Annotated in this window: 9 protein-coding genes; 6 read left to right on the top strand and 3 right to left on the bottom strand. The window is 36.0% G+C overall.

What is annotated here, in order from left to right; genetic code table 11:
* Window positions 1-79 precede the first annotated feature (79 nt).
* The 4 genes from tnpA (at window position 80) to ABWH96_RS02080 (ending at window position 8,167) form a co-directional block, all read left to right on the top strand.
* Window positions 80-532, top strand: a complete 453-nt coding sequence (gene tnpA, locus ABWH96_RS02095; RefSeq protein WP_375579894.1) for an IS200/IS605 family transposase — start codon at window positions 80-82, stop codon at window positions 530-532.
* A gap of 311 nt (window positions 533-843) precedes the next feature.
* On the top strand, window positions 844-1,956 hold the full coding sequence (locus tag ABWH96_RS02090) for a PQQ-dependent sugar dehydrogenase (RefSeq protein ID WP_375579893.1): 1,113 nt from the start codon (window positions 844-846) through the stop codon (window positions 1,954-1,956).
* A gap of 223 nt (window positions 1,957-2,179) precedes the next feature.
* The gene (gene gltB, locus ABWH96_RS02085; RefSeq protein ID WP_375579892.1) at window positions 2,180-6,703 is read left to right on the top strand and encodes a glutamate synthase large subunit; all 4,524 of its coding nucleotides are present in this window, start codon (window positions 2,180-2,182) and stop codon (window positions 6,701-6,703) included.
* Window positions 6,704-8,167 (top strand): glutamate synthase subunit beta, encoded by a 1,464-nt coding sequence (locus ABWH96_RS02080; protein WP_375579891.1) that lies wholly within the window; start codon window positions 6,704-6,706, stop codon window positions 8,165-8,167.
* A gap of 75 nt (window positions 8,168-8,242) precedes the next feature.
* Here ABWH96_RS02080 and ABWH96_RS02075 read toward each other — a convergent pair whose 3' ends face one another.
* Window positions 8,243-9,367: a TlpA family protein disulfide reductase gene (locus ABWH96_RS02075; protein WP_375579890.1), complete on the bottom strand. Its 1,125-nt coding sequence runs from the start codon at window positions 9,365-9,367 to the stop codon at window positions 8,243-8,245.
* A 140-nt stretch (window positions 9,368-9,507) separates the two neighbouring features.
* On the opposite strand from ABWH96_RS02075, the gene ABWH96_RS02070 reads away from it, so the two are divergent.
* Entirely contained in the window at window positions 9,508-9,912 is a 405-nt protein-coding gene (locus ABWH96_RS02070) for an STAS/SEC14 domain-containing protein (protein ID WP_375579889.1), read from the top strand.
* Here the strand turns inward: ABWH96_RS02070 and ABWH96_RS02065 are convergent.
* Window positions 9,905-10,378 (bottom strand): hypothetical protein, encoded by a 474-nt coding sequence (locus ABWH96_RS02065; protein ID WP_375579888.1) that lies wholly within the window; start codon window positions 10,376-10,378, stop codon window positions 9,905-9,907. The two genes, ABWH96_RS02070 and ABWH96_RS02065, sit on opposite strands and share 8 nt — an antisense overlap.
* A gap of 300 nt (window positions 10,379-10,678) precedes the next feature.
* On the opposite strand from ABWH96_RS02065, the gene ABWH96_RS02060 reads away from it, so the two are divergent.
* Entirely contained in the window at window positions 10,679-11,962 is a 1,284-nt protein-coding gene (locus tag ABWH96_RS02060) for an acetyl-CoA hydrolase/transferase family protein (RefSeq protein ID WP_375579887.1), read from the top strand.
* 346 nt (window positions 11,963-12,308) lie between these two features.
* Here ABWH96_RS02060 and ABWH96_RS02055 read toward each other — a convergent pair whose 3' ends face one another.
* Window positions 12,309-14,021: a capsule assembly Wzi family protein gene (locus ABWH96_RS02055; RefSeq protein WP_375579886.1), complete on the bottom strand. Its 1,713-nt coding sequence runs from the start codon at window positions 14,019-14,021 to the stop codon at window positions 12,309-12,311.
* Between the last annotated feature and the right edge of the window lie 226 nt (window positions 14,022-14,247).

Below are 14,247 nucleotides of genomic sequence, written 5' to 3'. Positions count from 1 at the left end.
GTGGCAACTTAATAAGGGATGAAACCTATTGAAAAATTTAATATTTAACCAATACATAAAGAGGCATAACACATAGGATATGGGACAATCACTCATACAAAATTATCTACACATAATCTTCAGTACTAAAAATAGACAGCCTTTAATAAAAAAAGCAATAGAGCCAGAATTACATGCCTATTTAGGAGGAATCTGTAATCGATTAGAGTGTCAGGCTATTAAAGTAGGTGGATATATTGACCACATACACATCATATATAAACTATCAAAAAAAATCCCTTTGACAAAGCTTATGGAAGAAGTTAAATCACATTCTTCTAAATGGATTAAAACTAAGGGTAATGAATTTAAAAATTTCTATTGGCAAGATGGATATGGTGCTTTTTCTGTCAATCCATCTCAAGTAAATGCTGTAATTGAATATATTGAGCATCAGCATGAACATCACCAAAGCAGAACATTTCAAGAAGAGTACAGAGTATTTTTAAAGAAGTATAAGGTTGATTATGATGAACGCTATGTTTGGGACTAGCTTTTACGTCCTTTCCAGGACTTAAAGGTATTTTCCACATTGATGATTGGTGAAATTTAACAAATTCCAATAATTTGATCTCAAGAAATAATAAGTATTTAATCGGGTAAATCTAGTCCCGAAGGGATGGCATACCTAAGCGTGGGGTGAAACCCTACGCTGAAAAATTTAAAATTCAACCAAGCCCTGAAAGGGCGTAATAATTTTCGCAATTTAAGAATTTTATTATATCTCTCTTTAATTATCGAGCTTAGCTATCCAACAAATTTCATTTAAACAGGTATAATAACATGAATCAAAACTCATAAACTATGAAGAATTCGATCATAATTATTTTTATTTTCAGCTTTTTGGTAGTCATTTCATGCCAAGCTGAACCTGATAAAGAAACTGCAGCAGTTGATTTTGAAGTTGTAACCATAGCTGAAGGTTTAGACAACCCTTGGGGAATGACTTGGTTGCCTGATGGCAGAATGTTGGTGACAGAAATAAAAGGAGAAATTTTAATTATTGAAAATGATAAATATTCTGGCAAAAAATTAAAAGGAGTGCCCGAGGTTTATGCTAACAACCAAGGAGGATTATTGGATATCCAATTACATCCAGATTATGAAAATAATGGATGGATTTATTTTAGCTTCTCCAAGCCAGGTGATGGAGGTGGTAGCACCGCTATTATGAGAGCAAAATTAGAGGGCGAGAATTTAGTTGATAAAGAACTTATTTACGAATCATTTCCAAAAACAAAATCTGGTGTACACTTTGGTTCTCGAATAGACTTTAAAGATGGCTATATCTTTTTCACTATAGGCGAAAGAGGTGAAATGGATAATGCACAATCCGTAGGAAATCCATATGGAAAAGTCCACAGACTGCACGAAAACGGAGATGTCCCTGAAGATAATCCATTTGTCCAAATTCCAGATGCAGAACAAAGTATTTGGAGTTACGGCCATAGAAATCCTCAAGGTATGCAATTTCATCCTGAAACTGGTGAATTATGGGCACATGAGCATGGTCCGAAAGGGGGAGATGAATTAAACATTGTAAAAAAAGCTAAAAATTACGGCTGGCCCGAAATTAGTTACGGAATTGATTATGATGGAAGCATTATTACAGACGAAACTGAAAAAGAGGGTATGGTGCAACCCGTTCATTATTGGGATCCCTCAATCGCTCCTTGCGGAATGACATTTGTGACAAGTGATCGTTACCCAGACTGGAAAAATAATATCCTCTTAGGCTCACTTAAATTTCAATACTTAGATAGAGTGGTGTTGGATGAAGATGGAAATTATGTGAAAGAAGAAAAACTGCTCGAAGGCATTGGAAGAGTAAGGCATGTTGCCGAAAGCCCTGATGGCTTTATTTACGTTGCAGTGGAAGGTTCAGGAAAAATCGTAAAACTGATGCCAAAAAAATAATATTTTTTTTATTACCCAAAAACAGCCCTATCTCTTTCAAATCGCATAGGGCTGTTTTTTTATGCCCAAATTTTAAAATTCTCAGCGAGCTTAAATTTGCATATGAAAGTTAGTTAGTGTAATTTAGACACTAAGTATCTACACTAAATTCCATCAATTTTTACTTTTTTGGATTAGTAATTATCAGTAAATTATAATTTACAATTGACTGACTATCAAATTTATGCACAATAATTCTCTTTACAACCCAGCTTTTGAACATGATGCCTGCGGAATAGGCACAATCGTTAATATTAATGGAAATAAGGAATTCCAACTCATTCAGGATGCGCTGGATATGTTGGAAAATATGGAACATCGTGGCGGTACCGGAGCAGATAAACAAACTGGTGATGGAGCTGGAATCATGTTACAAATTGATGAGCATTTCATTAAATGGACTTCAGAAGATGCTGGCATCTCACTGGAAAAAAATAAAGCAGTTGGAACTGGAATTTTCTTCTTCCCTAAAATGATAAAGGTGGCGGATGAATGTAAAGCCGTACTTGATGATTATGCTCAAGAATTAGGTTTAAAAATAAAAGGATACAGAGAAATACCAGTTAATGAAAAAGTACCTGGTTCTGGTGCTAAACCTGTAGAGCCATTAATTGAACAAGTCTTTATACAGCCAGAAAAGGATATAAGTGCTGATGAATTAGAACGTAAATTATTCGTCCTCAGAAATTACAGTACACATTATATTGGGCACAATGTACAAGGAAATAATAAAGCCTTTTATGTATGTAGCCTTTCTACTAACACAGTTATTTATAAAGGGCAATTGAGAACCAATCAATTGAGAGAATATTTTGATGATTTAAGGGATGAGCGTTTTAAATCCGCTTTTGCGATCATTCACTCTCGCTTTTCCACTAATACTTTCCCCAACTGGAAATTAGCACAGCCTTTCCGGTTTATAGCGCATAATGGGGAAATCAATACCATCCGAGGTAATGTGACTAAAATGAAATCTAAAGAAGCAAATTTTGATTCTAAAGTTTTCTCGGATGGCGAGTTGGAAAAATTATTGCCCGTAACCAATCCTGAACATTCCGATTCCGCTAATTTAGACGGAATAGTAGAAATGTTAGTGTTGGATGGACGTCCATTGGAGCATATATTAATGATGTTAGTGCCAGAAGCTTGGCAAGATAACAGCATGATGGACAAAGACCGAAAGGCATTTTATAAATATCATGCTTCCATAATGGAACCTTGGGACGGCCCTGCCGCTCTGATTTTTACAGATGGAAAAAAAGTAGGCGCCACATTAGATAGAAATGGATTACGGCCTTCAAGATTCTGCATTACCAAAAGCGGTCGATTAATAGTATCCTCTGAAGCAGGAGCTTTACCAGTTGCTTCTGATGATATAATTCAAAAAGGAAGATTACAGCCCGGAAAAATGTTGATGGCTGATATTGAACAACAAAAAGTATTGTTCGATGAAGAAATTAAGCAAGGCGTTACCGCTAATAAATCATATCAAGATTGGATTGTAGCGCATAGAGTAAAATTAAGAAATTTACCTGCCCCTGAAATTAAGACTGAGAAAATTTCAGGTGATATTCTTTTGAGGAAACAAAAAGCCTATGGTTATACTTCTGAGGAATTAAAAGTTATTTTGGCTGATATGGCAGTTCGTGCTACAGAACCGATTGGCTCAATGGGTGCAGATACTCCTTTGGCAATCTTAAGTAAGCAAAGCCAACATATCGCCAATTATTTCAAACAGTTATTTGCCCAAGTAAGTAATCCGCCAATCGATCCGATTCGTGAGAGAATGGTGATGTCTTTGTTCACAAGAGTTGGGGAAAGTTTAAATATTTTGGAAGAAACTCCAGCACACGCTAAACAAGTGCATATTTCTCAACCTGTTTTGCTCCAGTCCGATATTGCTAAGTTTATGTATCTGAAAGACATAGGCTTCGATTTTGAAATCATCGATTGTGTTTTCAAAGCTGATGGAGCTCCGGGAAGATTGGAAGAAGGTTTAAATGCGATATGTACAAAAGCAGAAGAGGCTGCTAATAATGGAAAAGTGGTTTTGATCCTTTCCGACAAAAATATTGATGAAAATCATGCTCCTATTCCATCTTTACTATCAACAGGTGCAGTACATCAGCATTTGGTGAAACTCAATTTAAGGACAAAAACAGGTTTAGTAATTGAAGCGGGAGATGTGAGAGAAACTCATCATTTTGCTACCATTATTGGATATGGAGCAAGTGCTATCAACCCATATTTGGCAATCAAGTCCATTGAAGATTTACATGATAAAAAGCTATTGGGTGAAGATATCACCAAAGAAGAAGCCGTTGCCAATTATCAAACAGCCATTGGATATGGATTATTGAAAATCTTATCCAAGATGGGCATCAGTACTTTGCAATCTTATCAAAGTGCACAAATATTTGAAGCATTAGGATTGCATTCTACTGTAATTGAAAAATGTTTTACTGGTACCATATCCAGAATTGAAGGAATTGATTTTGACGGCTTGGCAAGAGAAGTTTTGGTAAGACATCTGCAAGCTTTCCCTCAAAACGAGCAAGTGAGAAAAGGCCTTGAAGTTGGTGGCGTTTACCAATGGAAATTAAGAGGTGAAAAGCATCTTTTCAATCCAGAAACCATACACTTATTGCAACATTCTACAAGAACATCAAATTTCTCACTGTATAAAAAATATGCTTCCAAAATTAATGATCAGGTAAAAGATACCCTGACTTTAAGAGGGCTTTTTGATTTCAAAAAACGGGTTCCTATTTCATTATCAGAAGTAGAACCCGCTGAAAAAATCATGAAAAGATTTGCGACTGGTGCAATGTCTTTTGGTTCAATTTCACATGAAGCTCATTCTACTTTAGCTATTGCCATGAACAGGATTGGTGCGAAAAGTAATAGCGGTGAAGGCGGAGAAGATGAAGTGCGCTTTGAGGTAAAACCTAACGGAGACTGGGAGCGATCGGCCATCAAACAAGTGGCTTCCGGTAGGTTTGGAGTAACCAGTTATTATTTGACCAATGCCGATGAATTACAAATTAAAATGGCTCAAGGAGCTAAACCTGGGGAAGGTGGTCAATTACCAGGTCATAAAGTAGATGAATGGATCGGACGGGTAAGACATTCCACTCCTGGTGTAGGATTAATTTCACCTCCTCCTCATCACGACATCTATTCCATTGAAGATTTGGCGCAATTGATTTATGATTTAAAAAATGCCAATCGAGCTGCTAGGATTAATGTAAAATTAGTCTCTCAAGCAGGAGTAGGAACTGTAGCCGCTGGAGTTTCTAAAGCCAATGCAGATGTAGTTTTGATTTCCGGAGCAGATGGCGGAACGGGTGCATCACCTCTGAGTTCTATTCGCCATGCCGGATTGCCTTGGGAATTAGGCTTGGCAGAAGCCCATCAAACTTTGGTAAAAAATAATTTGAGGAGTCGAATTACGGTACAAACTGATGGTCAGATGAGAACCGGTAGAGATTTAGCTATTGCAACACTTCTCGGTGCTGAAGAATGGGGGATTTCCACCGCTGCCTTAGTGGTGGAAGGTTGTATTATGATGAGGAAATGTCATACCAATACTTGTCCTGTTGGTGTTGCCACCCAGAACCCAGAATTAAGAAAATTATTCACAGGAGATCCTGAACATGTGGTGAATTTCTTCAAATTCTTAACCGAAGATTTAAGAGAAATCATGGCACAACTTGGCTTCAGAACGATAGATGAAATGGTAGGCCATTCTGAAGTGCTGAAAGTAAGAAATGATGTGCCTTTCTGGAAATTGAAAGATTTAGACTTAAGTCCAATTCTCTATCAAGAAAACATACCTGAGCAAGTGGGTGTATTCAAGCAAATTGAACAAGAACATGAATTGGAAGAAGTTTTAGACTGGAAATTATTGGAAGTTGCTAAAGATGCAATGGACAGTCAAAAACCGGTGAGAGAAACTTTCCCAATACGAAATATCAATAGAGCGGTTGGGGCTATCTTATCCAATGAAATCAGTAAAAAATATAAAGGAGAAGGGCTTCCTGAAGACACCATCCGATATAAATTTGAAGGTTCTGCAGGACAAAGTTTTGGGGCCTTTTTAGCTAATGGAGTCACTTTTGAAATAGAGGGAGAATCCAATGATTACTATGGAAAAGGACTATCTGGAGGAAAACTAATCATTTATCCTCCTAAAAATTCAGCATTTGATGCATCCGAGAATATTATTATTGGAAATGTAGCTTTTTATGGCGCCACTTCTGGTTATGCCTACATCAATGGCATGGCGGGAGAAAGATTTGCAGTAAGAAATTCGGGAGTTAGAGCTGTGGTAGAAGGAGTTGGAGACCACGCCTGTGAATATATGACGGGTGGAAGAGTAGTGGTTCTTGGTGAAACAGGTAAAAACTTTGCAGCCGGAATGAGTGGCGGTATTGCCTACGTATTGGATGAGAAAAAAGCTTTTAAAGATAATTGCAATCAAGCAATGGTAAGTCTGGAAAGCCCTTCTGATGAAGATCCTGAAGAATTAAAAACTTTGATTAGTTATCACGCTCAAGCAACAGGCAGCCCAAAAGCAAAAAGAGTACTGGAAAATTTTGAGGAATATTTACCGCAATTCACCAAGGTAATTCCTTATGACTTCAAACGCATTTTGGAAGCCAAAAAAGCAGAAAAACAAAAAGAGAACGAAAAAATTGTAGCATAAATGGGACAGCAAGACGGATTTTTAAAATTTGATAGGGAGTTGCCCGATAGCAGATCCCCAAGAAAGAGAGTGGAAGATTTCAAGGAAATTTATCAGCCATTTCCTGAAGTGAAAACCAAAAAGCAGGCAGCTAGATGTATGGATTGTGGAATCCCTTTTTGCCACTCGGGTTGTCCGCTAGGTAATATTATTCCAGAATTTAATGATGCTGTTTATCGAGAAAACTGGGAAGAAGCAGCTGAAATACTATACTCTACCAATAACTTTCCTGAATTTACGGGAAGAATTTGCCCTGCTCCATGTGAAGCAAGTTGTGTGTTGGGAATTAACAAACCAGCTGTTGCCATTGAGCATATTGAAAAAACCATAGCTGAAAAAGCCTATGAATTAGGCTATATTAAGCCTAATCCGCCTAAGGAAAGGACAGGTAAAAAAGTGGCCGTTATCGGATCTGGTTCAGCTGGTTTAGCAGCTGCTGATCAATTAAATAAAGCCGGACATTGGGTTACTGTTTTTGAAAGAGAAAGCAGAATTGGTGGCTTATTACGTTATGGCATTCCTGATTTCAAATTGGAAAAACAGTACGTAGAGCGTAGAATAAATATCATGGATGAAGAAGGTGTTCGCTTTAAAGTGAATGCTGAAGTCGGCAAAAATATTAATCCTGATATGCTAAAAGAGGATTTTGACTCCATTGTGATTTGTACAGGCTCGACAGTTCCAAGAGACTTACCTATCCCTGGAAGGGAATTAAATGGCATTCATTATGCTATGAATTTCCTGACCATGCAAAATAAAGAAGTTGCTGGTGATACTATTGAAGATAAAATCTCTGCTGCAGGAAAAAATGTAGTCGTGATTGGTGGTGGCGATACGGGTTCGGATTGTATAGGAACATCTCATAGACAACATGCAAGCTCTGTTTTACAATTGGAATTGATGCCGAAGCCTCCTCAAAACAGAGGAGAAAGTGATCCGTGGCCGCTATGGCCCATGACTTTGCGAACTTCCTCTTCTCATGAAGAAGGTGGTGAAAGAAAATGGGGAGTATTGACCAAGGAATTTAAAGGAAATGAAAAAGGCGAATTGACCCATATCACACTAGTGGATATTGAATGGGTGAACCAAGGTGGGAGACAAAATATGGTGGAAATCCAAGGGACGGAAAGAGATGTACCTTGTGAGCTTGCACTACTAGCTATTGGTTTCACACATCCTGAAAATCATTTATTAGATAGTTTAGGAGTGAATAAAACCCAAGCTGGGACAGTAGAAGCCAACAGCTACAAAACGAATGTAGAAAATATATTCACTGCTGGAGATGCCAGAAGAGGACAGTCTTTGGTAGTTTGGGCAATATCAGAAGGAAGGGAAGCCGCCAGGGAAGTAGATCAATATTTGATGGGGAAAACTGAATTGCCTGCTAAGGATGATTCATTCTTCAATGTGGCCGAATTGGGCTAAGCCATTTTCCTATTGAGGGAGTATTAAAAGACCTCTTTTTCAAATTTTATGATTTTGGAAAAGAGGTCTTTTTTATTAATTAGCAAGTGCTTGCTCTATAGCGTTAATAAATTTTTGCTTTTCCTTTTCAACTTTCTCTTCGCCAATAAGCTCTTTTGCTAAAGTGGTCTCAGGCATATAAGTTAATTGGTTATTCTTTGAAATTACCAAGCTTTGTGGAAAAGCATAAATACCTAATTTGTTCGCTACATAATCCGCATGATATGCTATTTCATAATCAAAAGGTTTAAGTGCTTTGTAATGACGAAGAGTAGCAATATCATCTGTAGCAAATGCAATAAATTTGACTTTTCTTCCTTCGAATTGTTTCTTTATTTCATTTAAAAAAGGAATTTCCATTTTACAGCCAGGGCACCACAACCCCCAGAAATCATAAACTTTTACATATCCTTCCCAATCTGAAGCATTGTATTCGGATCCATCAATTAAATATGCTTTAAAATCAGGTAATTCTTCTCCCACGCTTATCAAAGAATTACTTCTATGCTTTAAGGCTGAAGCCCATTTTATATCTTCTATAGGCAGCCAACTCTCAGTATATTTTTTAAGATTAGGTAATTCTTCTATCTTTTCTTCCTTCAAAATTTCACTTTCTATATATAGCTTACCCTTCATAAAAAGCTGATAACTCATTACGAAGCCTGGTAAATTATCAAAAATGAGTGGGTATTTCCCTCCGATATTATGTATTGCATTTTTAAACGGATATACAGTAGTTTTAGCATTGATTTCGTTTGTTACCCATGCCAAAAGTCTCATTTTCTTATAGGTCAATTCTATTTCCTGAGCTTCATAAGCTAAAAAATTCTTCTTTCTTCCTGTAATCTCCAATTTAGCAGTAGCCATTGGATATTCATCAAAAAAGTATCCTAGTTCATCATAGGAATCATTAGTCTCATTTGTAAAAAAATAAGTTAATTGATTTAAGGATTTATGATGCCTGAAAGCATATTCCAAATCATCAGCCCAGACATAAACGCTATCATTAGAAAGTGCGACTTGATACTTAACTTGATATGCATAAGGTTTTTCTAGGCTCTCATTAGCATATCCTTTCTGTTCAAAAACAAAAGACTGAAGCTGGGCAACAGAAATTTTTGGTAATAAGATTACCAAGATAATAATTACAATTTTATTCATAACACAATTTTATTAACCACTTGGAAAGTTAAAAATAATTTATACTAAAATAAAGGAGTTGTAAATCGTCAAGAAATTATTCTCAAATCCAAACATTCATAACATTACGTAGTTACTTATATTTTACATCATTAATTAAAATGAAGCCATACGCATTAGTTGATTCTTCTAGAAAACCAATCATTACTGTTACTTTCACTGGAGAGAAAAGCACAGATGAAAATTTTCAGCAGTATTTAGAGGATCTTGAAAATTGCTATGATGACAGGAAAGCATTAGCCATTATTTTTGATGCTAGCAAGGCAGTTATACCTAAATCATCGCTTCAGAAAAAGCAAGCTTTTTGGATTAGTCAACATTGGAAAATGATTCAGACTTATTGTAGAGGAACCGCATACGTTACTCCAAATATGGCTATAAGAGCAGTATTAAAAATGATTTTTTCATTTCAGAACCAACCCGTTCCTTATAAAATATTCTCAAATTCAGAAGAAGCGGAGTCTTGGATTGAAGAGTTAATCAGCAAAGCCAAAGTAGCTAATTAGTGTAATCAATAATCTCAGTCTTTAGAAAATCGGATATTTCCTTCAGTTTACTTTCCACTTTGCTTTTATTTTTGTGATCGTATAAAAATATGGTTTGTCCATTTTCAAACTTCAAAAAAGCTTTATAAACAACATTTCTAATAGTTGAGCTCTGGTTCGCTCTGCCGTATAATTTCTGGCTAACTTTAACGCTCTTAATGAAAATCTTTTCTATATTATTTAAAGGTTCCCACTTACCATTTTTAATGAAAAAGAAAGCATTATATTCTCGAAATTTACCTTTTTGAAATTCAATTCCTGAGTAAGCCGAAACTATTGCTCCCCCAAGCAAAATGAAGATAATACTAGCCCAAATATTGATAACTATGAGCGCCAGCCCAGCAAATAGGAGTACATAGCCTAAAATTTGAAATTGAAAAGGAAAAAGTAACTCGGTTTTTAAGTTAAAATATGGCTGTTCACTCATGCTAAAAATGGATTTATTTCAAATTTAGTGAAAATGGAGAAAAATATCACCCTAAAATTATATAAACAGGTTTTTATAGAGTTAGAAGCTAGAAGCAGGAAATCAAGATACTTGCTACTTGATACTGTTAAGATGTCTCTGCAATCAAATTTCTCATTTTATTGATACGCTATAAATCTGCGTCATCACCTTTTCTATGCATGGTAAAAAACCCTGACATAAATCATTCTTTTCATTGGTTTTGCTCAAGAATACTTATCTTATGGATAGTAAATTTGCAATCGCAAAACAACAAGAAATATGGACAATTCATTAAAAATAGTAACAGCTGAAGAGGCCGTTTCACACGTAAAATCAGGCGATAGAGTATTCATTCAAGGAGCAGCCATGACTCCAGTAACTTTGATAGATGCTTTAGCTAATAGATATCAATCTTTGGAAAATGTTGAGGTGATGCACTTGCATACAGAAGGCAGGGCAGCTTATACGGAAGAGCCTTATCATAAATCATTTAGAATCAATAGTGCTTTTGTGGGTGGAAATGTTAGAAAGGCAATTCAAGCTGGTAGAGGTGATTATATTCCCATTTTCTTAAGCGAAGTGCATTGGCTATTCAGAAGAAATATTTTGCCTTTAGATGTAGCCTTTATTCAAATTTCGACTCCTGATAGACATGGATATTGCTCTTTAGGTGTTTCAGTTGATGTTACAATTCCTGCTATTCAAACCGCAAAACTGGTGATCGCGCAAGTCAACCCAAATGTGCCGAGAACTCATGGAGATGGAATCATACACGTAAGTCAAATTGATTATGCTATCGAAGCGAATGAACCTATTCATGGTCATGACATTGTTATAGCTTCTGAAATTGAACAACAAATTGGAGCCCATGTTGCCGGATTAGTAGAGGATGGAGCCACACTTCAAATGGGAATAGGTGCCATACCGAATGCGGCACTACAAAATTTAGGCAACCATAAAAACTTGGGTATTCATACTGAAATGTTCTCGGATGGAATTTTACCATTAGTAGAAAGCGGTGTAATTAACGGTAGCAAAAAAGAAGTCAAAACTGGCAAACTCGTGACTTGCTTTGCAGTAGGTTCACAGAAACTGTATGACTTTATGGATGATAATCCTTTGGTGCACATGAAAGAAGCTGCCTATACCAATGACACGGCAATTATCAGAAGAAACCCAAAAGTAACGGCTATTAATTCAGCCATAGAAATCGATTTAACTGGTCAGGTTTGTGCCGATACAATTGGTAAAATGCAATTTTCAGGGGTTGGTGGACAAATGGATTTTATTCGAGGAGCCTCATTATCTGAAGGCGGAAAAGCAATCTTAGCAATGCCAGCTGCTACTAAAAAAGGAGTCAGTAAGATCGTCCCTTTCTTACAAGAAGGAGCAGGCGTAACTACTACCCGAGCTCACGTTCATTATGTTGTGACTGAATACGGGGTAGTTGACCTTTATGGCAAAAACTTGAAGCAAAGAGCCAAAGCTTTGACTTCTATTGCACATCCAGATGCGAGAGAAGAGCTAGAAAAAGCAGCTTTTGAAAGATTTAATAGCTTATAGTTAAATAATAAATCTCCCAAAAATTGGGGAAAATCTTAATGTCTGACTTTAAAGAGGTCAGACATTTTTTTTGCGAAAATTTGTTTTAACTATTTTTAATGATTTTTTGAAAATCAGCATTTTTTAAGTTTTGTTACTTGAACCATCACTAAATAGAAAATGAAAAATTTAATAAAGATTACCTTATTGGCCTTTTTATTGGTTTAATCTCAGTAATTGCAACTCATCTTTTAGTGAATACAGAGAAATATATAAGTGCCTTCAAAGAAGGTTACGATATGGCAAAAAAGTCTGAAATCAAAAAGTAGTTTACCTGATTTTTCTTCTTATTAAACCCACAAAGCTTTTAAAATAGGTTCTCTCGTTTTGGAATATTCCAGCGTAAATCAACTCCATAGAAATTATTTTCACTGTTATTATTTCCAAATTGGCTATCTTGATTTCGGATGCTGTAATTCAAATCCACAAATACATTATGATAAGGCATTACACTCAATGTCATTTTCACAAAACTTAGACTATTCCTTTCACCCTGCCCTATTGTATGCCCAAACTGCCACCTACTACCAGTACCTGGGTTAATATGGCTATAGCGAGCATTATTTCGCTTAAAAATATCTCCTCCAAAATGATTGTTTTGTGTAGTATCAGTACCAAATTCTGCCATTACTGCTTTAGCTTGAAAGTGAATTCTTGGTGTAATTTGATAGCGCAAAGTAGCTACCCATTCTTCAAAATTGGCTCCTAAAGGATGAGCTAATGGTTGTTTATAATTTGCATAATTGGTGAAATTTGAATCATGGGCATAGGTAAAAGGTCGAGCAACATTATATTCAGCTTGTAAATCCAGATTAGGAATTTCGAAAGCATTAAAATATTTCAAACCTGTTTGCACTGCCCATTTATTGGCCCACCAGCCTCCCTGTCTTAAGTTATCGATCAAAAATTCATCTAATACTAATTGGCCGTATAGACTAAATCTTTTTAAGAATAAGGCTCTGAAGTCCATTCCTACCAAAGCATTTCCGGAGCTGCCATCTTGTTGTTCAAGAGCTCTATAAAAAATAATAGGATTAAAATAAACTGGATCTATAGGGTTTTGAGCAACTGATGAATCACCAGACATGATGGCTTCAAAAATCCCTATATTAATATTTTCTGTAATATTATAGCTTAAGTGATGGAGCGATAAAAATTTTCTTGGGTACTGATATTGTGTACCTGATAATTGGTTCCCTCTTAGTACTACATCAGCTGTTTGTAATCCAAAAAGATTGGTATAATTTAGTTTCCAAATATTGGTTTCTGCTTTTAAGAATAAATAACCCGTTGCGAAATCACTCAATATTAAAGAGCGCTCCCCATTTCCAATGAAAAATCTGTCATGGCCAAACTGTAGATTGATGTTTTTGGTGGCCTGAAAAGAGATATAACCACGAGCGGTAAAAAAATCTACCCCTTGATTATTATCTCCATAAGGTTTCCAAAAACCTTCATTGGGTACTGCGTTAAAGTCGCTTATATAATCATTTACATGCCCAGGGAAAACGACTTGATTTTCACCTACGAAAGTGTAAAAACCAAGTTTTTTATTAATCAGACCTCTTACTTCCAAGCCTCTAGTGTTCGTATAAAGGCTATTATCACTAAGGCTTTCTTGTCCTAAGGAAAGTTGTAAAACTGGATTGACGTGTAAATCAAACTCATCATTATGCACATTAAGAAAGTCAGGTTTGGTTTTATAGATATGGCCAAAAATCCCTTTCTTATTTCTGTAATCAGCACTATCTACCCATTCCCAATTATCATTTTTTAAATAGTTATAATTGAATATATCTTTTCTATTCAAATTATCAGTGTCTAAACTATCTAAAAATTGGGCTATCTCTTTTCGGTTAAACGCCTTCATCGAAGCGTGATAACTTCCTGAAAATTTCCCGCTCCTTACCTCCAATCTTTCTAAAAGATGATAGTAATCACGGTTAAGAGGAGCATTTACAGCCTGAGAATAGGCTGAAAGAAAAGAAAAAAGACCAATAACGGTTAATAATAATTTCATGTGTATAATGATTGTTTTTAACGGCCACATGGAATTCGCGATAAATATTCATCTGGCGGTTGGTATAAAATCGCCCTCGAATATTTATGCTCATTTCATATTGAATAAATTAGCGGGTGCAAGATAACCAAAAATATATCACGGATAAATAGCTAGTGGTTTGGAAAGAACAAAAGCTTCCCTTATTTTTGCATTCCTTTTAAAAGAATTGGTTGGAAATCAATAA

This window comes from Marivirga tractuosa, from assembly GCF_042140215.1.
Taxonomy (GTDB): Bacteria; Bacteroidota; Bacteroidia; order Cytophagales; family Cyclobacteriaceae; genus Marivirga; species Marivirga tractuosa_A.
Note: the sequence above shows the minus strand (reverse complement) of the source record. Positions and strands in the feature narration are given on the sequence as shown.